Genomic DNA, 23387 nt, shown 5'->3' on the forward strand with positions numbered 1-23387 from the left:
TTTTTCATTTTTATTTCACACTATCACATTATACTACTGTGCTTATGAAAATCCTAAAGGAGTTCAAAATGAAGTATTTCGTTGCAGTATTTTTAGGAATCTTTTTAGCTCAAAGTTCAGCATTTGGCGCAAAAGCAGAGAGTGAGCATCCGCCACTTTCAGAGGATACCAAAAAGGCAATCGCGCAGTATAAACGCGCACCAAGCGAGGCAAATAAGCAAAATCTACTAAATGCGCTAAACAAAAGCTATGATGCTGTAATCGCGCAGAAAAAGGAAAAACTTGCGCAACGCGAAAAAGAGAGAGATAAAAATATAGATTTGTGGCTAAATGGCGTAAAAAGGGGCAAAAATCCACCTTTTATGAATCTGCAAACAGATAATAACAAAGGCAATGAGCGACAAATCGTAGCAAAAGCGATAAGTGCTTACAATCAAAACAAATCTGCACAAAATGAGAGTGCGTTAAGAGAGGCTTTGAGTGCATATTATGAGGCGTTTTTAGAGGAGCAACGCGCACATATCAAAGAGACAGAGGATTTGCGAAGTGAGCGAATCGCTATGAGTTTTGAGCGATTTAGTAGCGATAGATTCGCCCTATCGCCCAAAGGCGAGGCAAATAAAAGTGCCAATCGCCTAAGTGTCGATGAAGTTTTGGCAGAAATCATCGCAAACTATATCAATGTCGGCGCGGAAATGCTCCCTGTGAATCCAGAAAGCAGAGTGCGTGAGCGAAAATTTAACGCCCAAATCAATGACGCGCAAAAAGCCTACTTGCAAGATAAATCCGCGCAAAATAAAGCAAAACTGCGCGAAGCGATTGCGGAGGCTTATAATGCCGCGCTTATGGCAAGAGTGCAAAGCGTAAAAAGTGCGCAAAGTAAAGGCACTAAAGGCGGGGCAAAACTGCTAGATAAAATGACAGATAACGCGTTTTTGGAGGAGCAATTTAGCGAACTCACTACGCAGCGCAATCTCTATGGGCGAATCGATAGGATTGTTTCCTTTGGGGGCAATACCGCTGATGAATGGACGCCTCGCCAAAAGCAAGATAGCCTAAATCTATCCACCGCGCTAAAAAGTGGCGACAAAAATGCCACTACGCGCGAGTTTAACGCGCTGTATGACAAAATGCTAAAGGCGCAAGATTCGCACTTACAAGCGACAAAGCAACGACTAGATTTACTCATCGATGAATGCTTGGATTTGCTTACAAGATAAAATATCTATAACTTAAAAAATAAGGAGCGAATAAATGATAAAAATTTTAGGGGCTAATGTGCGTGGCTTCGCACTGGTTTTGTCTATGGTTGTGCTTGGAGGTGTGGTTAGTGGTTGTGCAAGCGAGGGCACAATAGCAGTAAAACAAAAACATATAAAAACACATAGCAAACACTATAAGCACCACAAACACCACAAGCATCATAGGCGATGATTTTTACCTGCTCATATCTGTTATTCATAGCTTATTTATCATTATCTTGGCTAGTGTCTTTTGGATTGGCAGAATTAGTGGGACTGGCAGAATCTAAACCACTAGATTCCAAATTTGCAGAATCTAAATTTGTAGGATTACTAGATTCCGCAGAGTTTGTAGAATCCAAATCGCCAAAGTCCGCTTGCGTTGCTTGCGTGCTAGATTTTGGCGTGCTAGATTCTTTTTTGGTAGATTTTTCTTTTGGCTTACTTTTGGATTCTGTTGATTTTTCACTAGCCTTTCCATTAGTTTTTTCACTAGATTTTTCGTTAGCTTTTTCACTTGGGCTAGTTTCTTTGTCAAAATCTTTTTTGCTAATCTCTTTGCTAGAATCCAAAAGTTTAGAGTAGTCTAGCTCATCACTAAAACTTTTTATCCTCTTGCTTTTCTTGCCTTTTTTATTTGTGCTTAAGCTATATCCACTATCTTGCAATGCCCGATTTGGCAGGGCTTTGTTGGGGTAGTATGCGTTTTTGTATTCGCCATTATTTAGGTTTTCTAGATAGATACAAGAATCCCCATCTTTTTTTAGGCAGCCCTTTTCCCAGAAGTAGCGCATTCTCTCCTGTCTCACTTCCTCGCTTGGCACAAAGTGTGGCAATGGAAATTGATATATCACCCCAGATAGTGCGCAATAATACCCCACACCTCTATCACACATTGCCGCTGTCATTCTTAAGCCCTCATTTGCCACCTTTATCGCGTTTGTATCTCCATTTGGTTGCAAAAAATCATAGCTTAGGCGATAGCACCCCCAGCCCTCGCCCATTTCACACGCTTTTTTGTATAGCCACTCTACTTGGATATTTCGCCCGATGAGTTCCCAGATATGCACTTGCATTTGAGGGTATTGAGATAGCATAATCCCCAAAAATGCGCAAGACTGCCCACTTGCAATGCTTGGCTTTTGGGTAGCCATAACAAGGCAAGCATTTTTTAGCGTGAGGGCTGCTCTCTCTAGCGGGATACTCCACGCTTTTTTATCGCCATTTTCCTCATAGGCATACACCCAGCACGCAAGCCCCAAGCGATACTCGCACGCTTGTTTTAGCAAAGCCATTTGCCCTTTTATATCTCGCTTATATAGGGCATATCTCGCACTTGAAGTTTGCTCCATAAGTGCGAAAAAGCGCGTTTTTTCTTCCACACTAAAACGCTCCAAACTAGCCTTATTTGCACATCCACCAAGCAGCACGACAAGCACACCACAAAATAGCCCTGCTAATGCCATATTTGCAAGCAAGATAGTGCTTTTTAGATATAAAATCCTCAAAATATGCTCCTTAAAGATTTTGTTGCTTTTTGCGAGATTTTAGGCGAAATTTTTGCAATTAAACGCGCATTTACGCATAGTTTGATTTAAGCAAACAAATTTTATGCCAAATATATGCTACGAAATTTTGCTCATAATTGCGCAAAATCAAAGCATTTCACAAATCTAGCTAAAATTTTTTTAAAAAAACTTTTTTGCATTTTTGCGTGAAAAACACAAAATCTCATTCAAACTCATTGCAACAAGTTAAGAAATTATGAACTTATCGTGTATTTTGGCTTTTTTAAGCGCGTTTTTTAAGCAATGTGGCAATAGATTATTTATTCTACGCTAAAATCTGCCAACTTTATGGTTGTTTGGATTTTGACTGCTTAACACTTAGATTTTAAGGATATACCTTGTCTTCTCATAATTCTACACAATCTCATAAGACCTTTACTTACCGCGATAGTGGCGTTGATATTGATGAGGGAAATGCGTTAGTTGATTCTCTAAAATCCATTGTAAAGCGCACTTTTGATAGCAATGTCATCGGCTCTATCGGCTCTTTTGCAGGAGCATACTCACTTCCTGGCGGATACAAAGAGCCCATTTTACTAGCTTGCACTGATGGCGTAGGCACAAAGCTACGTCTTGCCATAGAGGCAAAAAAACTTGATTTTGTCGGCATAGATTTGGTGGCTATGTGTGTAAATGATTTGATTTGCAACTTTGGAGAGCCTCTGTTTTTTTTGGACTACTACGCCACAGGCAAGCTAGACAAAGAAGAGGCTTTGCGCGTGATAGAGGGCATAGCAAAGGGTTGCCAAATCGCAGGGTGCGCCCTCATAGGTGGCGAAAGCGCAGAAATGCCCTCAATGTATGCAAAGGGGGATTTTGACTTAGCTGGCTTCAGTGTGGGAATCGCAGAGAGGGCATCTTTGGAGCTACCAAATAGCATAAAAAAGGGCGACATTTTGGTGGGATTCCCAAGCAGTGGTTTGCACTCAAATGGATTCTCGCTTGCTCGCAAAGTGTTTTTTGAAGTAGAAAAAATGGACTTTAGCAAAGAAATATCAGCACTAGATTCTAGCTCCCAAAGTGGCATAAAATATATCAAAAAGCCGCTTATAGACGCGCTTTTAGAGCCTACTACTATCTATGTGCCACTCTTTAGGCAAAAAAGAGAATTTATCAAATCTCTAGCTCATATCACAGGTGGTGGCATACTAGAGAATCTACCTCGCGCTTTGCCTAAGCACTTGGGCGCGTCTGTAAATATAGATGCTATCCCTAGCCAAGAGATTTTTGAGCGTTTGTGTGGGTTTGTAGAGATAGAGGAGGCATATCGTGTGTTTAATATGGGTGTGGGACTTATCGCGTGTGTGGAGGAGGGCAATGTCGATGAGGTTTTGCGCGGAAGTAATGGCTTTGTGCTAGGAGAGGTGGTAAGCCAAAGTGGTATCACACTCAAAAAAGGCAATGACATTGTGATAAGGGGGGAGAGTTGAAATCTTTTTTTAGAGCATATACGCTACCATTTCTTGTCCTCCTAATCGGGCTAGTTATGTATTATGTTATGTTTATCAAAAGCAACGAACGATATAGCGAGCAAGTAGAGGATACTTCTAGCTTCACTCGGCACAATCATTACCAAAGCAATAATTTTGAGGATTCTAACATTTTGAGTGAGTTTTTTTCCTCCATAAAGAGAATCGTGCTAAATAGCAATCCAAATGAATATCCAAAAGAGGAAATAAACGCACATTTCACTCAAAACACCGATGAATACGCTACGCAAAGTTTGCAAGAAAACCAAGAAATAAAACAAAATGATGATGGGCAGATTTTCTCTCAAGAAAGTGTGCAATATAGCACTCAAAGCACGCAAGATATACTTGAGAATGACAAAAGTCCTACTCAAAACCCTACCCAAAATCTTGCCCAAAGCCAAACCACTTCTCAAGCCACTCAAACCATTGAGCCTACCAAATCCCCTCAAACCCTGCTATACTACACCACTACTAGGCTAAATGTGAGAAAAGAGCCAAGTATAAGCGCACCTCTACTTAGCAGGCTAGCAAGTGGCGAAAAAGTCAAAGTTATTAAGTTTAACGATGAGTGGGCACAGCTAGAAAATGGTGGCTGGGTAAGTGCTAAGCTATTGACTTTGGAGCGAGAGGATTCTAGCTTGCAAGACACGCAAATGTATACTTCGCTTGTAAATGCAAATATACGCCAAAAGCCTGATAATGATTCCCCTATCGTAGGCTCGGTGCTAAAGGGTGAGCGAGTGCGTGTCCACTCCATAGCAAATGGCTGGGCTAGACTACTAAGTGGTGGCTATATCGCACTTAGATTGCTTCAAAAAGATAGTGATTAGATTTTAAGAAATCATCATTTATGAAATATCTTTGCGTATTTGGCAATCCTATCGCCCACTCCCTCTCCCCGCTTATACATAATTTCGCCCTAGCAAAATTAGGCTTGCCTTTTATGTATGGTAGATTTTGCCTTGATAGTGGAGAGAACTTAAAAAATACATTTTTTCGTCTAAATCTTAGTGGGGCAAATATCACCGTGCCATTTAAAGAGCACGCCCTCTCTCAAGCCGATGAGCTAGATAGTCTAGCCCAAGAAATCGGCGCGGTAAATACCCTAGTGCTAGAATCTAGTGGCAAGCTAAAGGGATACAACACCGATGCGAGCGGGTTTGTAGAGAGTATAAGGGATTTTATGCCAAATCCCGATTTTGCCCCACGCACGGCAAAAAGCGCATTAGTGCTTGGTGCTGGTGGCAGTGCTAAAGCTGTGGCGTGCATATTGACAAAATATGGCTTAGAAGTGCAGGTGGCAAATCGCTCGGATTCTAAGCGGGATTTTTATTCTTCGCGTGGGATTGCGTATCATCTTTTTAGCGAGCTAGAAGCAAGGGATTTTGACATAGTCATAAACGCCACGAGTGCGAGCCTGCAAGGCGAGCTACCATTGCCTAAAAACCTACTATCAGAGATTTTTACTCACTGCAAACTAGCTTATGATTTGATGTATAGCAAAAATCTAACACCATTTTTAGCCCTAGCAAAAGATTGCCACATAGACTACAAAGACGGCAAAGATATGCTTTTGTGGCAGGCGGCAAAAGCCCTAGTGCTTTTTATCTCTACTGAAAATACATCTAATCTTTACCAAGAACACCAAATCTATGCCCTAATGTCCCAAGCGATAAATAGCCACAAAGCATAAACGCCACAAAAGAGTAAAAAATTGAAAGAGTTTCTCATCTCACTTTGCTTAGGCACAAATGAGATTCCCAAAAAATACTCCTCTATCTATGAGCAAATCAAATCTTGTGGCGCGATAGAAAATCACCAAAGCAAAAAGCATCATAATTTTTTTAAGCTACATTGTAAGTTTGGGATTTTTAGCGTTAGCAAACCAAAATCATCACTTACAAAATCTATTTTTTTGCAAGACATCACCAAAAGACGCAATGACATAAGGCTATCTATTAAAAATACACCAAAATCTTTGGAAAATGGCGAGATTGTGCTAGCACTTTTGGCAGGTAAATTTGTGCGCGTTATCAAGTCTTTATCAAGCCATAGCACTAAGCACGTCCAAAAACAAAATCTAATCTACCTAGAAAAGCAAAAAGGTAAAATCATCGGCATAAACTTCCAAGATGGCGAAATCTCTACCCTGCCTTTTTCGCAAAAATCCTTAGAGCAGTTGCCTTATCACTGCGTTTTTAGCTATGAAAATATAAAACCAAAGATAAATAAGATTTATGGTGTGCTAGAGGAATCAAAAGTCGATGAAGCTATCGCGCTATTTCTGGCAGATAGGAAAGAGGAGTTTAGCCAAGAAGCCAAGCAATTAGCCCAAAGCTTTGGCGATAGAGTAGAACCAAGTTTATATACAGACTTAAGCGGTGGTTTATATGGGGGCGAGATTGGTGGAAAGGCTGGTGGCAAGGTTTTTGGTAGAGCGGACTTATCCAAGCTAGATTTTATCACTATTGACCCAAGCGATGCAAAAGACCACGATGATGCGATTTACTATGATGAAAAAAGCAAGGTTTTGTATGTCGCTATCGCTGATGTAAGTGAATATGTATTGCCAAAAACCGCGCTTGATGAGGAGGCAAAGCAGCGACTTTTTAGCCTATATTTTCCACATAAATGCCACCCTATGCTACCACAAGAGCTAAGCGAAAATCTATGCTCACTCAAAGCAAATGAGCTAAAGCTAGCACTTGTATGTGAGATACACTTCTGCGCCACTTCATCACGCAAAATCACACCCAAATCCACCAAAATCTATGAAGCCCTAATCACTCCCAAAGCAAATGTAAGCTATGAGTATATCGATAGTCTTTTAGACACGCTAGAATCAGCTAAAAAATCTAGCGCAATTTTTAAACCACTAAAAAGCCTTGCAAATCCTCGCTGGATTTTGTCCTTTTGGCATATCGCAAGCGGGCTTAAAAATGAGCGATTAAAAAAAGGCTTTGATTTTTTCACAAAAGAGCGCAAGATGACTTTGGACAAAGAGGGCGAGATAGAATCTATCCGCACGATTTTGCCAACTCGCGCTCATAGCCTTATCGAAGAGGCTATGCTACTTGCAAATGTAAGTGTGGCAATGTCTTTGGATAGTGCGCTAGGAGGCAAGGGAATCTATCGCACTCACAATCCACCTACAAAAGACAGGCTGCACGCACTTTTTGGCGAGATAGCACAGCTTGGCTACACCATAAAAAAAAGTAGAGCAAAAAAGCCACAAAATGACTACTCCAAAAATATCCACTCTCAAATCGCCCACCTACAATCCCTAGCAAGCACTCAAAAAGAAAAAGAAATCATTGATAGACTAATCATAAAATCCCAAAAAGAAGCACGATATGATTGCAGCAAAAATGAGCACTTTGGGCTAGGGTTTGAGGCTTATACGCATTTTACTTCGCCTATACGCAGATATAGCGATATTTTGGCACACAGACTTGTAAAGCTACTTTTGCGCTCTAGTGGCACGCTAGATATTAGTTTTGCCAAAAATCTATCCTCCTTGCCAAACCAAAAAGAGATTTTAAGGCATATTAACTTCACCCTAGAATCTATCCGCATAGCCACACCTCTGCTAAATGAAGCAGAGCGAGGAATCGCAAAATGTGAAATGTGCTTCAAAGATAGAAAATATGCTAGAAGTGCGCAAAAATGGCAGGGGGAGTCTATTTATATTCGCATTATTGATGAGCGATTCCCTGCTATTGGTGTAGTGGATTTTGCAGAATCTAGAAAGGAAGCTAATGATAAATCTAGCAAAGCAAAATCTAGTGAGACAAAATCCCACACGCCGCACACACAGGCTACACGCGCTGTGCAACAGCTAGCACTGCAACGCGCCCCAAATTCTACTTTGCAAGAGATTTTGCAAGGGGCGCGGGTTTTTGTGCGAGATTCTAGCTTGCAAAAGCACGCTACATATCTAGCACAAATCGCCCAAGTAGAGCTAGGCAGTGCTAGAATATATGCAAACATACTTGATATAAGCACCCAAGTGGATTCTACACCAAGAGCAAAATCCACCAAAAAACCAAAAAATAAGCACAAAACAACCAAAAAACAATCAAGCCAAAAGCACAAAAAGCAAATCAAATAAAAAGCAAATAATGTATAATACTCGCCAAATCATCTAAACCACCCACAAACCACATAAGGAGTGCGCAAAATGCCAAGTGATACACAATCTAGCACACAACCAAATGACATAACTTCCAAAAAAAGCTATTTTCAAAAAAAATTTGCACTCATTTTTGCTCCTATCACAAATCTACTAAAACTCGCCAATTCACTAAAACAACAAACATTCAAACTGCTAAAAGAGATTTATCATTTTTTGACTTACAAAGAGGAAATGTTTTATTACGCTTCATCACTTAGCTTTTATACGATTTTCGCGCTTATACCTATGCTTTTTATCACTTTTTCTGTCCTGCTTGCATTCTCACATTTCCAAGACAAAATCAGCGATATTCAGCACCTTATCATCTCAAATATCCTCCCTGCCAACGCCGAAGTAGTCATCAAATTTATGAATACATTTTTGGAAAACGGCTCAAAAATGGGAATGGTAGGCGTAGTAAGCGTATTTATCACTTCATTGCTATTTTTTCGCAACTACGAATACATTACCTCCAAAATGTTTGATTCTACACCGCGCAAATTTTTTGATTCTCTTATAATGTATTGGACGATGATTACGCTATTTCCGCTAGGTAGTGTGGTAATATTTTATTTTAGCGCAAGTGCACAGGGGCTATTTATGCAGGGAGGGAAATCCTTGATTTATAGTGATTTGTTCTCTTGGCTTGCTACTTGTGTGCTATTTCTCATACTTTTTCGCATCTCTGCAAACAAGCCATTGCACAAAAGGACTTTGTTTTTTAGCTCATTTACTTCTGGCACTGTGTGGTTTGCACTCAAAAATCTTTTTGTGTTTTATATCACTTACAACAAAACCTACGCCACGCTATATGGCTCGGTATCAATTATCCTTTTTCTAATGGCGTGGATTTATGTTTCTTGGCTTGTTATGCTATTTGGTATGCGCTCTTGTCAAGGGGTTTTAAAATGGCTTAATATTGAGCAAAAAGACACAAATCAAAAAGAAGCACATAATGAAACCGTATAGTAGATTTTGCTTATTCTCATAGATTTACACGATAATTTTAGAGGCGATTTGAAATAATATTTTGACACTTTTGGTGTAGCACTAGAGACATATAAGGAGCGCAAAAAGTGGGATTGGATAAATATTTTGTGAGTTTTTATACTCCTCCTGCGGATTTTTCCTCACTTGGCAAAATCACGCTTCTTAGTCCCAAAAATTTTGATGATTTTGATAAGTCTTTTGTGCTTTTAGGGGAATCACACACAAAGCAATACCTAAGTGGAATCTACTTTGAAAACAATCTAGCAAAGCTAAAATCAAAAAAATCAAACAACCAAAGCCACGACACAAAAGGCGAAATAAAGCAAACTTCACAATGTGATGAGAGCGATGAGATTTTCGCTCTCACAAAAAAGTGGCTAGATATGTATTTTGGTGGGGGGATTCCGCATTTTCTCCCTCCACTTGCACTGCAAGGCTCTAGATTTGCACTACTTGTGTGGCAAGAGCTACTAAAAATCCGCTATGGTAGCACCACCACTTATGCTACTATGGCTACAAAAATCGCACAACAAAGAGGGCTTGCCAAAATGTCAGCCCAAGCCATAGGTGGTGCGCTAAAAAACAATCCCATATCAATCATTATCCCCTGCCACCGAGTGATTGGCACAAATGGTAGCTTGATAGGCTACGCAGGAGGAGTAGAAAAAAAGAAAATCTTACTAGGACTTGAAAACCTCACAACTACTTAGAATCGCCATAAAATCACCAAGAGTTTTTAAGCACTTTTATGTAGAGATTTTAGTCTAAAAAGCCTTTTAAATCATTGCAATAAAGTGTTTGACATATCTTGGCAGGCTTGCCTTTTTAGCACACTTTGACACACTTGGATTTTGTGCTTAAACCTTAATTTACAAAAATCTAATACAATCGCTACTTTTAAATCTGGTTTGTAAATCTCTAGCTTTTTGGGCTATAAAAATTCCCAAAATATCCCTAAAGAAGCATAGTAGAAGCATAGAAAAACTAACCCCAAAGGAATACAAAATGAAAAACACCACACAATACAATCACGCACGCAGAGGATTTATAAAAACTTCTGCCACTCTTGCACTAGGCTTAGCACTCCCATCACTTCCTCCATTTCTCTCATCTGCACTTGCCAAAGACGCAAAAGCTACAAAAACCACCACGCTAAATAATGGCATATCAATCCCACTTGTAGGGTTTGGCACTTCGCGTATGCAGGGAAGCGAGTGTCAAAAAGCCGTAGAAAACGCACTAGAAGTAGGCTATCGACTAATTGATACAGCCCAAATGTATGGTAATGAAAGCGATGTAGGCAACGCGATAAATTCCGCACTAAAAGGCGGGAAGCTAAAGCGCAAAGAGCTATTTATCACTACCAAACTTTCAAGCGATATGAGCTATGAAGAAACACTAAAAGCCACGCAAGAATCGCTAAAAAAACTCCAAATTGATTATGTGGATTTACTACTTTTGCATAGGAATTTCCCACAATCTGTGCCTATGTATAAAGCGATGGAAAAGCTACGCAAAGAGGGCAAAATCAAATCTCTTGGGATTTCAAATTTTACCCCTGAAGTTTATAGTGAGTTTGTCAAAAAGTGTGAAACACTCCCCGTGCTAAACCAAATGGAAACGCATATCTTTTATCAGCAAAAGCCTTTAAGAGAAGTGATGAAAAGCTATGGCACGAAGCTAGAAGCGTGGAGTCCTTTTGCCAATGGCAAAAACGACTTTTTTGCAAACCCCACACTTGTGTCTATCGCCAAAAAGCACGGCAAAACTCCCGCTCAAATCGCCCTTAGATTTTTAGTCGAGCAAGATATTATCGTTATCCCAAAAACTGCAAAAAAAGAGCGAATGATAGAAAATATCAGCATTTTTGACTTTGCACTTGATAGCACAGATAGAGAAGCCCTAAACGCACTAGATACCAATGAGCCTTTATTTAAGTGGTTTTAGTAGATTTTAGCGCGGTTTGTGGATAAATCACGCTAGATTATTTACACCACAAAATATCCAACCCCTTACAAAACCAACCAAAAGAGAATCTATGCTAAAACTCACTCGCCTAAGCGCGTGGCTAATGCTTTTTGGGGCTATTGGCTTAGAGATATGCGGTCTTAGCCTGCTAAAAGTCTTTGAGGGCAATGGCACTCTTGGCAAGGCTTTGCTAATCGTGCTTATGAACCTCTCATACTTCCTTATGTCGCTTACCCTGCGCCAAATCGCGGTGGGCGTAGCTTATGCCACTTGGGAAATCGTAGGGGGCATAGGCGTGTTGCTCGTTAGCTTTGTGTTTTTTGACCCGATTTTAAGCACACAGCAGTATTTTGGCATTGTCATAGGATTTGCAGGGATTATCTGCATTATTTTAGGCGAGGAGCATAGTGAGGCGCACGATAATAGCATAACGAGCGAGCACACAGCAGGTAAACCCACGCCAAACGCGACTAAAGAAGCAGTCAAAAGCGCAAGTGGAGGGATGAGATGACACTAGCATTTTTACTCATCGTGCTTTCTGGCTTGCTAGATGTGCTTGCCAATCTCGCCCTAGCAAAATCCGATGGCTTCAAAAAACTTTGGTGGGGGCTACTCGCGCTACTTCTTGTGGATAGCGTGTTTTTGTTTTTGGCTTTCGCACTTGATTTGGGAATGGAACTCCCTGTGGCTTACACGCTATGGGGAGCGATAGGGATTTTAGGCACGGTGATTGGCGGGTATTATTGGTTTGCGCAAAAGCTAAAGCCCATAGGATTTGTGGGAATCGCACTCGTGCTTATCGCCGTGTATTTATTACACTTTGCGTAAAAATCCAAAAAACAAAATCTAAGGAATTAAATGCCAAAACTAAAAACTTATGATAATCTTATGCGACTTTTCAGCCTAAAAGAAGGCGAGTTCAAACTCCTAATCCTCTCTTTTAGCTTTATTTTTGTGCTTTTTAGCTCGTATGCCTTGCTTCGCCCTATCCGCGATGCGCTCGGGCTTAGTGGCGGAGATGATGAGCTAAAGTGGCTGTTTTTAGGCACTTTTTTGGCCACTATCGCTTCTTCACTCGCGCTTATGTGGCTTAGCACGCGCATAAAGAGGCGATTTTATATCGATTTTGTGTTGGTGTTTTTTGGGCTAAATCTGCTTATTTTTTATACTGCGATGAGCCTCATAGAGCCTCAAAGTAACGAGTTTATCTGGCTTTGTAGAATCTTTTATGTCTGGGTTAGTGTGTTTAATCTTTTTGTGTTCTCAAGCGCGTGGAGTTTGCTAAGCGATATTTTTAGCAAGGAGGCTTCCTTGCGACTTTTTGGGATTATCGCGGCGGGTGCGTCTTTAGGGAGTATCGCTGGCTCGGCAAGTGTGCGCTATCTAGTCGAGCATATCGGCACGAGTAGCTTTATCCTTGCTTCTATGATTTTGCTCTGCCTTGCCCTTGCGCTAAAGCACGCGATGATAAGCGACATTTTTAAGCACGCACAAGTTGCACATTCTAGAAATCCTAAAACCCCTGAAACCGCCTCCCAAAATCCGCTTGAGAGGTTTGATAAAACCATAGGTGCGAAAAACCCCTTTGTAGGATTTTCCCTCATCGCCAAATCGCCCTACTTACTCGCACTTTGCGCATTTGTGCTACTGCTTACCGCAGTTTCGACTTTTCTTTATATGGAGCAGATGCGCATCATCAAAGAGACATTTTCTAGCAGAGAGGAGCGTGTGGCGGTGTTTGCTACGATTGACTTAGTCGTGCAAAGCCTCTCACTCTTTATCCAAATCTTTCTCACAGCAAAAATCGCCAAATTCTTTAGCCTAAGCGCACTTCTTAGCGCACTTGGCTTTGTGGTAAGCATAGGCTTTGTGGTGCTGTGCTTTACCCACCCCGCGTTTTTGCCCTTAGCAGTGGTTATGAGTATGCGCCGCGTGGGCGAATACGCGCTAGTGAAACCGGGACGCGAAATGCTCTTTGTCCCGCTAAGCAGCGATGAGAAATACAAGGTAAAAAACTTCATAGACACGGTGGTGTATCGCGGTGGAGACGCGCTAAGCGCGCAAGTAGAGAGCGCGTTATTTAGTCTAGGCATAAGCGTGGTGCTTTTGGTGGGAGCTGGGATTAGCTTTGTGTGGGGGATTTTGGGAGTGTTTCTAGGGAGGAAATACCAACAAAAAGACGAACAAACAAGCTAGTAAAATGAGCAATAAATATGATTTTGTAATAGTGATTTTCTAAAGAAGCACTACTTTTTAGGCATTATATTTTTGCATTAGCATTTTTGCGCCTGCGCACCATAGGATTAGTCCAAGCATAGCCACTGTGCCTAAGAAAAGATACGCGTATAGGTAGCCATAAAATTGCGCGAAATATCCGCCAATCCCGTTGCTTAGTGCCGCACCAAGTCCCCCGCAGGTAAGCACGAGCGCAAGCCCTGCGTTGATATGCCCGCTCCCACGAAGCATAAATGCCACGATGACAGGGACGATTACGCCACTTACCCCCGCACCTATGCCATCTAAAATCTGTGTGAAAATCATTCCACCTATGCCTGCGAAGTTTGCCGCAATGCCTCCGCGAATGATGAGTGCAAAAAAGCAGGCAAAAAAGAGCCAAAAATAGAGTTTAAATTCTGAATTATTATGCCTTTTTGGTTGCGCTGGCAAGGGATTTTGTGGCAGATTTTGTGTCGTATTTTGTGCTTGATTTTGCTGCGTGCTTTGCGCGAGATTTTGGGAGCTGTTTTTGTCATCTGTGTGGCTTTGCGCGTGGCTTTGATTCCCTACTGCGTGGTTTTCCACCGTGAGGTTTTCACTCGCGACATTTCCACCTGCAACATTTTCCTTTGCATTATCAGCTTGATTGCGTCCTAATGCCCTCCCGCAAGCAAATGCCACAAGTATCATCGTGCTTTGTGCGATAAGTATCGTAGCAGCCGCATAAGCCCCGCTTGAGTCAATGCCTAGCTTTTGCGCCCTTTGGCTTAGCAGTGGGAGCATTGCGGCGTTGCTTAGGTGGAAGCAAAACATTATCACGCTTAAAAACACCACGCGTTTATCGGCAAACAATGCCCAAATGCTTACGACTTTTCCCACTCCACTTTTCCTTGCCCCATTTTGCTTCGCGCCCTCTTGCCCAGCACCTTTTTGCTCTGCATAGTTTGCGCTCTCTCTTATCTCGCCTCGCGCGGTAAAATCATCGATACACTCGCTTCTAATAAGCCCTAGCACCACAAGCGAGCAGCCACCAAGTAGCGCGGTAATCACAAACACACTTGCTATGCCAAAGTGCAGAGCAAGCACAAAGCTAAGAGCCGCACCAAATGCTGTGCCTGCGTGCTTGTAGGCTTCATTGCGAGCGCATTGAAGCGGGTAGTGCTTCACGCCGATGATTCCAAGCGTGAGCGCGGCAAAGGCAGGGGCTAAAAACACGCCACTAAGGGCGACTAGGCATTGTGCAAGGAGTGTAAAAATAAATGAGGGGAAAAAGTAATTCAGCGAGCAAAAAAGCATAATAAGCGTGATGAAAAGCGCGATGCACTCCTTTTTGCGCGTGGTTTTATCCACCAAAATCCCGCAAGGCACACCAAGAGCGAGCGCGATAATGTGGCTAATGGTCGAAATCAGCCCCACTTGAGCTTCGCCAAAGCCGTTTTGGAGTAAAAACACACCCAAAAATGGTCCCAAGCCATCGCGCACATCGGCTACAAAGAAATTTAGCCACGCTAAGAGATTGCTAGGATTCATTGTGATTGCCTAGAGTGCGCACTTTTTAGAGTGCGCGGGGTTTGGCTCGCATTATTTGTCGCGTAGGATTTTGCATTTGCGTGTGGGTTTGGTGCGCAGAATTTGGTGCGTAAGATTTTAGGTTTGTTCTTTTTTATGCTTGGATTTGCGTGTGGAAACTTCATATTTTACCTTTTATTTTACATTCAAAACTTTAAGCACTAAATAGCGAATTTTGTGCCACACTTTTTGCCAAGTCAAAATTGCTGATAAGCAGCTCCTTGCCCTTTGGGGCGTTTGTCTGCTTAAAGTTATTCATTCCGTATTGCAAGCTCCACTCCTTTAGGCAAAAATCCTTATACAAATCGCGGATAAACGCGCTATCATCATAAGTAAGCAAGAATTTGTGCTTGGTGGATTTTAGCATTTCGCACAGCTCGCAGTGATTAAATGTGGTATGCAAAATGCCCTTTTTGCCATAGAGTTTTGATTTGCTAGCACTAAAGTATGGCGGGTCTAAAAAGAGGAAAACGCTTTTTTCATCGCTCTTTTTGTCGCCGTTTTTGCCCTGAATTGTATCGCTTGCTTTTGGGATATTTTCTATGCTTTTATCCAACGATTCCTCGCTCAAAAACTCCTCACACAAAGATTTTTCGCCCAAAAACTCCTTATAATCGCCACTAAAAAACGCAAAATTCCCCAAAATCTTACTCGTTGTCTCTAGTCGCTCTATGCTACTTGGCGTAAATCTGCTCTCATAAGATTTCTGCGAATACCCGCCACTATCCACCACGCCAGAGAATGTAATGCGATTGAGGATAAAAAAGTCAATCCCGCGCGTAAGCTCATCTAGCTCATCATTGCGCCGAGAGAGGATAAATTTATACAGCTCCTTGCCCTCTGCAAAGCGGTTTTTTAACTTCAAGATTCCCGAGATTAGCCCCGCGCAATCCCTCTGCAAACTTTGCCAAAAGCAAAACAGCTCATAATTTAAGTCGTTTGCATAGATTTTTGTTTTGCTGTGATTTTGCGCGACATAGAGTCCAAGCGAACCACCGCCAAAAAAGGGCTCTCTAAACTCATCTATGTCCTTTGGCAAAAATTGAGAGAGGAATTTAAGCGCACGGGATTTGCCACCGGGGTAGCGCAAAGGGGATTTGATGAGTTTTGCTTCATTCATTACGCATCTTTTGTGCTGTGGTAGGCAAATGCAGTGCATTCCAAATCCTCGCGCCAGCATTTTTTGTAAGAAAAATTTGTGATTTTGCCAAAAAGCATTTAAGTTCCCCTAAATATTTCAAAAATAGCCAACCACAATAGCCAATTTGCACCCCCCAACGCTACACACAATATTTATAGACTAGGCTAAATCGCATAGTTTCGCGCTACTTTCGTAGCTCGGTATAAATGCGCTCTATCCTTTGCGCTTCTTGCTTGTCGCGTAGCTCGCGCTCATCTTGGTTATTTCTCACGATAGCCTGCTCGTTTTTAAATATCTCATCAAGCAGTCTTTGCGCAGCTTGCGTGTCATTCCCCGCTTTTGCGTGGTGGAGTCGCACTTGGAGGATACGCTTTTGTAGCTCTAGTTTGTCGCGCTCATCGCGGTATTTTTGCGTGGCTTTGTGAAGCGACTCTTTGGAATCTGACTCGATTTGCAAGGCTTTGATTTGGGCTTGCTCGCTTGCGTTTGCAAAGATTTCGGGGGCTATGCCTTTGATATGTGGCAGCTCACCTTGCAATGCACCTTTTGCGTCCTTTGGTGGCTTATGCTCGTGGGGTTTGGCAAGCGCGTTTGTGGCAATCCCTGCGCAAAAAAGCGCGGATACAACGGCGATAGTAGCGATAAAACTTCTCATAGAGCACTCCTTAAAATGTGATAAAACACCATTTTAGCACAAGATAATCCAAAAACCACAACGGCAAAATTTGAGATAGGCAGATTTTCCTAGCCCTATCAACCTCGCCCTTTGTTTGCTCGCACATTTTGTGATTTTGCCAATGCTCTATCAACCTCACCCAGCACTTACCCAAAATCTACTCTATCACCTTTGCCCTATACGCGATAAGCCCCAAAACACTTACCACCACGCCCACAAGCAGTAGCAAGTGCAACGCCTGCGCGAAGCTCTCAAAATAGTCGTGCATAAGCCCTATGATAAAGGGCGCAGTGCTAGCGATGAGGTAGCCAAAGCCCTGCGCCATAGCAGAGAGCTTGGAAGCGATGAGGGAGTTCGCGCTTTTGGTGGAGATAAACAGCAGAGCGATTGCAAACACGCCACCCATAGGGATTCCTATGCAAATCGCCCCGATGACAACGCCGATTCTAGAATCTAGATAGATAAGGCAGGCAAATCCCACCACATATAGCCCGCACAAGCACGCCATATACACCGCGCGGTAAGCATTCCTAAGCTTGCCCAAAATCACAGGTCCCACAAACCCTATCGGCACGGCTATGGCTTGAGCTAGGAGCAATATACTTGCGCCAAACTCGCTTCCATAGCCCATTTCGCTAACGATGAGTGCGAGCCACGCAAACATAGAGTATGCCACAAAACTTTGCGCCCCCATAAACGCCGTGATTTTCCACGCACTTGGCTGGGTGAAAACATTAATTTTGCTTTTTTGCCTTTTTATCGTGCGAAGTATCCTGCCGTTGCGCATTTGGGGGATATATACGACAAAAGCTAGCAGGGCAAAAGGTAGCCACACAAGCAGTGAATACTGTAAGCCTAGCAGTGATAAAAGTGGCAGGGCAAGCAGTATCCCAAAAATGCCAGAGAGGTTTAGCACGAGGCTATACGCACCCATCATAGTAGCGATTTTGTGCGGGAACTTTTCTTTGACAAAGCTAGGCAATAGCACATTTGCAATGGCTATGCCACTCCCTAGCAAAGCCATTCCCACAAAAAGCCCAGCACTTCCCCCAAAGCTACGATACACTTCCCCCACAATGATAAGCACAATCCCAACGACAATCGCACGCATAGGCGTGAAATACGCCACCAAAAAGCTCACACTCCCAAATGCAATCAGCGGCAGCGAAGTCAAAAGCCCACCAAGCGCGGAATTTATGCTATAAGCATTTTTGATAGGCTCTATAATTGGTCCTAGCGAAGTGATAGGGGCACGCAGATTTAGCGTGAGCGCGACTAAAAATATGACATTTAGCCAAAAAATCTTTTCACTTGCTTTCATCTCTCCTGCCTATATTTGCTTGCATTTGCCTGCGCTTGCCCCGTGTTTGTTTTTGCGTTTGCCCGCGCTTGCGTTTGCTTGCAATCTTGCACGCGCTTTTGTGCTTGTGCTTTAAGCATCAAATAGCATTAAATTTGCGTAAAAATTATAATTCCCTTAAGATAATAACTCCCCGCGCACATAACGATTTGTGATTTTGCAAATTTTATCAAAGGCTTTTTTGCTTTGCAAAGGGCTTTTAGAGAGATTTTACTTGGTTTAAGCTCGCCCTTAAACGCACTTAGATTAACCAAAGTGCGTTTTGTTCGCGTTTTTGTGCTTATCCCTACTCTTTAATAAGTGGCAGATTTTTTAGCATTGCTTTTAGTTGCAATTCCGCTTTTGGCAAATGCTCCGCGATTGTAAGCCCCACGACTTCAGCATTTTGGCTAAGCGCGTTTATTGCATTTAGCACACTTGCCACATTCAAGATTCCAGAATCCCCAACCGCGACATAGAGTTCCTTTGGATTTAGCACATCTAAATCAAGGTGGATTAGCACCTTTGTTATCCTGCGCTCCTTTAGCCACGCACTCATCGCACTTAGTGCCTTTGCTTCATTGTCCGCTATGTCTTTGCCAGAGATTGAGTGCGCTCCTAGATTTTCGCGCCGTGCGTTGTAATGCTCCGCTTCATTAGAATGTAGCCCGATAAAAAGGACATTTTGAGGCTTGATATACGCAGGAAGCGCAAAATCGCTCTTTAGGCTCTCATCGCCCACAATCGCGCTCACCGCCATAGCGTGATAGCCTTTGTAAAAATCATCATTTGCCACACCCAAATCAGGATGCGCATCAATCCAAATAAGCGCGACATTTTCGCCCTGCTTAGCATATTTATCGGCTAGATAGCCAAATGGTGCGATACTTGTGGCGCATTCCCCGCCAAGTGTTAGGATTTTGGCAGGACTTTTTTCACTTAAAATCTTTAGCGCGGCTTTGTGCTGGGAGAGTAAAATCTCTTTGTCAATCACGCCACCTTGCACGATTCGCCCACCATTTGAATCCACTCTAAAATCCTTTGAAATATCCACAAACGCGGTGTTTTTATCAAGGCTTGGGTTTATATCGCGTGTCAGCAAATCTAAAATCTGTGCGCCCAAAATATACCCACGCGCCGCTTCATTTGGCTCTAAATCTTTAAAAAAGCCCACTATATCGCCACCCTGCCATTGCGGGAAAATGAGTTTAAGTGTTTGATTTGGCATTGTTTGCTCCTTTGATACTTCTTTGGCATTTTGGCTTGAATCACAGCCGCTTATAAGCGCGCACAAGCCAAGCACAGCAACAAGACAAGCAAAAAATCTTAGCATTTTCATTCTTTGCATTTTCGCGCTCCTTATATTTTTGGCGGAATTGTAGTGCAAATATTTTTATTTAGCGATTAAATATTCATACTTTATTCATATTTTTCATTTTTATTTCACACTATCACATTATACTACTGTGCTTATGAAAATCCTAAAGGAGTTCAAAATGAAGTATTTCGTTGCAGTATTTTTAGGAATCTTTTTAGCTCAAAGTTCAGCATTTGGCGCAAAAGCAGAGAGTGAGCATCCGCCACTTTCAGAGGATACCAAAAAGGCAATCGCGCAGTATAAACGCGCACCAAGCGAGGCAAATAAGCAAAATCTACTAAATGCGCTAAACAAAAGCTATGATGCTGTAATCGCGCAGAAAAAGGAAAAACTTGCGCAACGCGAAAAAGAGAGAGATAAAAATATAGATTTGTGGCTAAATGGCGTAAAAAGGGGCAAAAATCCACCTTTTATGAATCTGCAAACAGATAATAACAAAGGCAATGAGCGACAAATCGTAGCAAAAGCGATAAGTGCTTACAATCAAAACAAATCTGCACAAAATGAGAGTGCGTTAAGAGAGGCTTTGAGTGCATATTATGAGGCGTTTTTAGAGGAGCAACGCGCACATATCAAAGAGACAGAGGATTTGCGAAGTGAGCGAATCGCTATGAGTTTTGAGCGATTTAGTAGCGATAGATTCGCCCTATCGCCCAAAGGCGAGGCAAATAAAAGTGCCAATCGCCTAAGTGTCGATGAAGTTTTGGCAGAAATCATCGCAAACTATATCAATGTCGGCGCGGAAATGCTCCCTGTGAATCCAGAAAGCAGAGTGCGTGAGCGAAAATTTAACGCCCAAATCAATGACGCGCAAAAAGCCTACTTGCAAGATAAATCCGCGCAAAATAAAGCAAAACTGCGCGAAGCGATTGCGGAGGCTTATAATGCCGCGCTTATGGCAAGAGTGCAAAGCGTAAAAAGTGCGCAAAGTAAAGGCACTAAAGGCGGGGCAAAACTGCTAGATAAAATGACAGATAACGCGTTTTTGGAGGAGCAATTTAGCGAACTCACTACGCAGCGCAATCTCTATGGGCGAATCGATAGGATTGTTTCCTTTGGGGGCAATACCGCTGATGAATGGACGCCTCGCCAAAAGCAAGATAGCCTAAATCTATCCACCGCGCTAAAAAGTGGCGACAAAAATGCCACTACGCGCGAGTTTAACGCGCTGTATGACAAAATGCTAAAGGCGCAAGATTCGCACTTACAAGCGACAAAGCAACGACTAGATTTGCTCATCGATGAATGTTTGGATTCGCTCACCAAAGAAACGCCTACGCAAAATCACGCACCCAAAAAATCGCCTAAAAATAGTGCTTTACGATAGTGTAAAATAAGGTAGGCGTGAAATGTGGCAAAGAATTAGTGTGTTTGGCAAAGTCGCACTTGGCGTGATGATGGGATTTACCTTAAGCATTGCGCTAAGTGGCTGTGGCGCGAGTGTGGCGGAAAAAGTGGTGATAAAAGAATCCGTAGTTATCCCGCAAAAACACAAAAAACATCGCCACCATAGGCATTATCATAGGTTTTAAATTTGTGCGAATTTTTATTATGTGGCTTTAAATTTTTATAAACCTTTTAAAATTACTCAAGGTGTGTGGTTTTGTATTTTGGTGCGATTGCATTCCACGCTAAAAAATGCCCTAGCTATGAAGTGGCGCAAAATAACCTTAAAGATTTGCGCATAATGGCGGGGGAAATGTGTGAAGTGCGCGATAGAGAGGACATAGAGCTACTCTATAAATGCAAAGGCGCACAAGGCAGAGGTGTGGAAAATAAAGGTGTGCAAGGGAAAAGCGTGGAGGGCAAGTGCGCGGAAAATAAATATGCGGAGGATAAATATGTGGAGAGAAAATGCGTGCAAAAATGCGTGGGTAGGCTCTCAAAAAAGCTAGCACAAACACTGCGTGATAAAATCGCACAAGGCTATGAGCTAGAAAAGCAAGCAAAGGTAAAATATGTCGTAAAATGGCGCGACAAGCAAAAAGATAAGATGACTACACAAGTGCTTTGCGAGGTGGTTTTGCACAATGGCTAGGAAAAACTTTTGCGCACAAAATCTGCAATCCTATGGAACAATCCCACACGCAAAAATCCCCCACAAAATCTAGCGCAAAAATCTCACGCACGATTTTGGCATAAAAACTTTGTGCCAAAATCCCACACAAATATCTATATGAAATCTACACCAACGCAAGTGAAATCTGCGGTATATATGTTACTAGCACCAATCCCACTAGCATTACCATTAGCCACGGAAGCACAGATATAACGACATCTTTTAGGCTAAGTCCTGTGAGAGAGCTAGCCACAAAGAGATTTAGCCCCACAGGTGGTGTTATCATACCTAGCTCCATATTTACCACCATTATTATCCCAAAGTGTATAGGGTCTATGCCAAGTGATACAGCGATAGGTAATAGCAGAGGTGTCATTATCATCACTACCGAGCTAGGCTCCATAAACTGCCCCATAACAAAAAGCAATACATTTACCACGATTAAAAACATCCACCAAGTCATCTGCTTTTGGATAAGAAACTCCGCTATGCTGTGAGGTATGCGCTCGCTTGTGAGGAAATGTGCAAACACCACTGCACAGCCGATGATGAGAAATATCATCGCCGTGGTTATCGCCGCATCCAAGCACACTGCGTATAAGTCTTTTAGCTTTAAGTCTTTATAGACAAATACCGAGATGATAAAGGCATACACCACGGCGATGCCTGCGGCTTCTGTGGCGGTAAATACTCCTCCATAGATTCCACCTATCACCACTGCGATGATGAGCAGTGCCCAAAACGCACGCAAAAACTGCTTTAGCCTTACTTTGAAAGATTCTCTTTTGCTCGCTTTGTATCCTAGCCTTTTTGCACCAAAGTAAGCATATACCATCATCATAGCACCTATCATTAGACCGGGGATAATCCCTGCTTTAAACAACGCTTCGATAGAAACTACGATTTCTCTGCCTTGCAAATCGCTTAGCCCGCTTGCCGTTACTCCATAGACTATCATTACCACGCTTGGTGGAATCAAAATCCCCAGACTTCCTGCTGTGGTTATCGCACCTACGGCATAAGATTTTGGGTATCCCGCTTCTCTTATGGCGATAAACATAACCGAGCCGATAGCTACCACCGTAGCAGGCGAGCTACCACTTACCGCAGCAAATATGATACAAGCTAGAATCGCGCTCATAGGTAGCCCACCGGGGAGATGTCCTACAAGTGATTTGGCAAAATCTACTATGCGATTTGCGGCACTTCCTTTGCTTAGTAGCGAACCTGCTAGGATAAACATAGGAATCGCCATAAGTGTGGGCTTAAACGCGGAGATAAAAATATCTGGGATTCCACTAATGTCGTGGCTAGTAAAAAGTAGCATACACACAAGCGAACTAATCCCAAGCGAAACCGCCACAGGCACGCCAACTAGAAGCAATGCAAATAACAATATAAATAGCACAATGATACTCATCTAAACTCTCCTTATAAACAGACTAAACAAACTTTTGATTTTGTGTTGGTGGATTTTTTATTCTAAGCTCTTTTGGTGTCTAAAACTTAAAAATCTACCAAATAGAACCCCTTACAAATAAGAGAATCTATTTGACTTACCAAGTTTTAACTTCCCAAAGCAAACCACACTTTTT

At 42.3% G+C, this 23387-nt stretch carries 24 protein-coding genes; 14 read left to right on the forward strand and 10 right to left on the reverse strand.

Features of this window, described 5'->3' with window-relative positions; all coding sequences use genetic code 11:
- Positions 1-68: 68 nt before the first annotated feature.
- A complete protein-coding gene (locus HMPREF2086_RS08150; protein ID WP_023928287.1) occupies positions 69-1220 on the forward strand; it encodes a hypothetical protein in 1152 nt (383 codons plus the stop codon).
- A 245-nt stretch (positions 1221-1465) separates the two neighbouring features.
- On the opposite strand, the gene HMPREF2086_RS08160 is transcribed toward HMPREF2086_RS08150, so the two are convergent.
- Positions 1466-2749 carry a hypothetical protein gene (locus HMPREF2086_RS08160; RefSeq protein ID WP_023928289.1) on the reverse strand — a complete coding sequence of 428 codons (1284 nt, stop codon included), beginning with the start codon at positions 2747-2749 and terminating at the stop codon, positions 1466-1468.
- A 398-nt stretch (positions 2750-3147) separates the two neighbouring features.
- Between HMPREF2086_RS08160 and purM the strand changes: the two genes are divergently transcribed.
- The 10 genes from purM to HMPREF2086_RS08210 all read left to right on the forward strand — a co-directional run bounded on the left by purM (position 3148) and on the right by HMPREF2086_RS08210 (position 13609).
- On the forward strand, positions 3148-4239 hold the full coding sequence (purM, locus tag HMPREF2086_RS08165; protein WP_023928290.1) for a phosphoribosylformylglycinamidine cyclo-ligase: 1092 nt from the start codon (positions 3148-3150) through the stop codon (positions 4237-4239).
- Positions 4236-5111 (forward strand): SH3 domain-containing protein, encoded by an 876-nt coding sequence (locus HMPREF2086_RS08170; protein WP_023928291.1) that lies wholly within the window; start codon positions 4236-4238, stop codon positions 5109-5111. Before purM ends, HMPREF2086_RS08170 begins: the two co-directional genes overlap by 4 nt.
- Before the next feature lie 20 nt (positions 5112-5131).
- Complete coding sequence (locus HMPREF2086_RS08175; protein WP_034561526.1) at positions 5132-5974, forward strand: shikimate dehydrogenase; 843 nt, start codon at positions 5132-5134, stop codon at positions 5972-5974.
- Positions 5975-5995: 21 nt separating this feature from the next.
- The gene (locus HMPREF2086_RS10975) at positions 5996-8392 is read left to right on the forward strand and encodes an RNB domain-containing ribonuclease (protein WP_023928293.1); all 2397 of its coding nucleotides are present in this window, start codon (positions 5996-5998) and stop codon (positions 8390-8392) included.
- A 69-nt stretch (positions 8393-8461) separates the two neighbouring features.
- A complete protein-coding gene (locus tag HMPREF2086_RS08185) occupies positions 8462-9424 on the forward strand; it encodes a YihY family inner membrane protein (protein ID WP_023928294.1) in 963 nt (320 codons plus the stop codon).
- A gap of 107 nt (positions 9425-9531) precedes the next feature.
- Positions 9532-10155, forward strand: a complete 624-nt coding sequence (locus HMPREF2086_RS11945) for a methylated-DNA--[protein]-cysteine S-methyltransferase (RefSeq protein ID WP_023928295.1) — start codon at positions 9532-9534, stop codon at positions 10153-10155.
- A 295-nt stretch (positions 10156-10450) separates the two neighbouring features.
- Positions 10451-11392, forward strand: coding sequence for an aldo/keto reductase (locus HMPREF2086_RS08195; RefSeq protein ID WP_023928296.1), 942 nt, complete (start codon positions 10451-10453; stop codon positions 11390-11392).
- A 91-nt stretch (positions 11393-11483) separates the two neighbouring features.
- Positions 11484-11924, forward strand: coding sequence for a DMT family transporter (locus HMPREF2086_RS08200; RefSeq protein WP_023928297.1), 441 nt, complete (start codon positions 11484-11486; stop codon positions 11922-11924).
- The gene (locus HMPREF2086_RS08205) at positions 11921-12241 is read left to right on the forward strand and encodes an SMR family transporter (protein WP_023928298.1); all 321 of its coding nucleotides are present in this window, start codon (positions 11921-11923) and stop codon (positions 12239-12241) included. Before HMPREF2086_RS08200 ends, HMPREF2086_RS08205 begins: the two co-directional genes overlap by 4 nt.
- A gap of 30 nt (positions 12242-12271) precedes the next feature.
- Positions 12272-13609: an NTP/NDP exchange transporter gene (locus tag HMPREF2086_RS08210; RefSeq protein ID WP_023928299.1), complete on the forward strand. Its 1338-nt coding sequence runs from the start codon at positions 12272-12274 to the stop codon at positions 13607-13609.
- 57 nt (positions 13610-13666) lie between these two features.
- On the opposite strand, the gene HMPREF2086_RS08215 is transcribed toward HMPREF2086_RS08210, so the two are convergent.
- The 8 genes from HMPREF2086_RS08215 to HMPREF2086_RS08235 form a co-directional block, all read right to left on the reverse strand.
- Positions 13667-15160 (reverse strand): MFS transporter, encoded by a 1494-nt coding sequence (locus HMPREF2086_RS08215; protein ID WP_023928300.1) that lies wholly within the window; start codon positions 15158-15160, stop codon positions 13667-13669.
- Positions 15157-15324: a hypothetical protein gene (locus tag HMPREF2086_RS11695; RefSeq protein ID WP_156921326.1), complete on the reverse strand. Its 168-nt coding sequence runs from the start codon at positions 15322-15324 to the stop codon at positions 15157-15159. Before HMPREF2086_RS11695 ends, HMPREF2086_RS08215 begins: the two co-directional genes overlap by 4 nt.
- Positions 15325-15353: 29 nt before the next feature.
- Complete coding sequence (locus HMPREF2086_RS12165; protein ID WP_034561528.1) at positions 15354-16319, reverse strand: DNA adenine methylase; 966 nt, start codon at positions 16317-16319, stop codon at positions 15354-15356.
- Positions 16320-16524: 205 nt separating this feature from the next.
- On the reverse strand, positions 16525-16995 hold the full coding sequence (locus tag HMPREF2086_RS08225) for a hypothetical protein (protein ID WP_023928302.1): 471 nt from the start codon (positions 16993-16995) through the stop codon (positions 16525-16527).
- A gap of 10 nt (positions 16996-17005) precedes the next feature.
- Positions 17006-17170 carry a hypothetical protein gene (locus HMPREF2086_RS11700; protein ID WP_156921327.1) on the reverse strand — a complete coding sequence of 55 codons (165 nt, stop codon included), beginning with the start codon at positions 17168-17170 and terminating at the stop codon, positions 17006-17008.
- A gap of 3 nt (positions 17171-17173) precedes the next feature.
- Entirely contained in the window at positions 17174-18337 is a 1164-nt protein-coding gene (locus HMPREF2086_RS08230; RefSeq protein ID WP_023928303.1) for an MFS transporter, read from the reverse strand.
- Positions 18334-18456: a hypothetical protein gene (locus HMPREF2086_RS12390; protein ID WP_267902089.1), complete on the reverse strand. Its 123-nt coding sequence runs from the start codon at positions 18454-18456 to the stop codon at positions 18334-18336. Before HMPREF2086_RS12390 ends, HMPREF2086_RS08230 begins: the two co-directional genes overlap by 4 nt.
- A 206-nt stretch (positions 18457-18662) precedes the next feature.
- Positions 18663-19703: an arginase family protein gene (locus HMPREF2086_RS08235; RefSeq protein WP_023928304.1), complete on the reverse strand. Its 1041-nt coding sequence runs from the start codon at positions 19701-19703 to the stop codon at positions 18663-18665.
- 148 nt (positions 19704-19851) lie between these two features.
- Here HMPREF2086_RS08235 and HMPREF2086_RS08240 point away from each other — a divergent pair, with 148 nt between their 5' ends.
- The 3 genes from HMPREF2086_RS08240 (at position 19852) to HMPREF2086_RS08250 (ending at position 21771) form a co-directional block, all read left to right on the forward strand.
- Complete coding sequence (locus HMPREF2086_RS08240; RefSeq protein WP_023928305.1) at positions 19852-21060, forward strand: hypothetical protein; 1209 nt, start codon at positions 19852-19854, stop codon at positions 21058-21060.
- Between the two features lie 22 nt (positions 21061-21082).
- Positions 21083-21265: a hypothetical protein gene (locus HMPREF2086_RS08245; RefSeq protein WP_023928306.1), complete on the forward strand. Its 183-nt coding sequence runs from the start codon at positions 21083-21085 to the stop codon at positions 21263-21265.
- A gap of 71 nt (positions 21266-21336) precedes the next feature.
- Complete coding sequence (locus tag HMPREF2086_RS08250) at positions 21337-21771, forward strand: hypothetical protein (protein WP_023928307.1); 435 nt, start codon at positions 21337-21339, stop codon at positions 21769-21771.
- 145 nt (positions 21772-21916) lie between these two features.
- Here the strand turns inward: HMPREF2086_RS08250 and HMPREF2086_RS08255 are convergent, their stop codons facing one another.
- The gene (locus HMPREF2086_RS08255; protein ID WP_023928308.1) at positions 21917-23212 is read right to left on the reverse strand and encodes a TRAP transporter large permease; all 1296 of its coding nucleotides are present in this window, start codon (positions 23210-23212) and stop codon (positions 21917-21919) included.
- Positions 23213-23387 lie beyond the last annotated feature (175 nt).

The sequence above is a fragment of the Helicobacter macacae MIT 99-5501 genome (genome assembly GCF_000507845.1).
Lineage (GTDB): Bacteria > Campylobacterota > Campylobacteria > Campylobacterales > Helicobacteraceae > Helicobacter_B > Helicobacter_B macacae.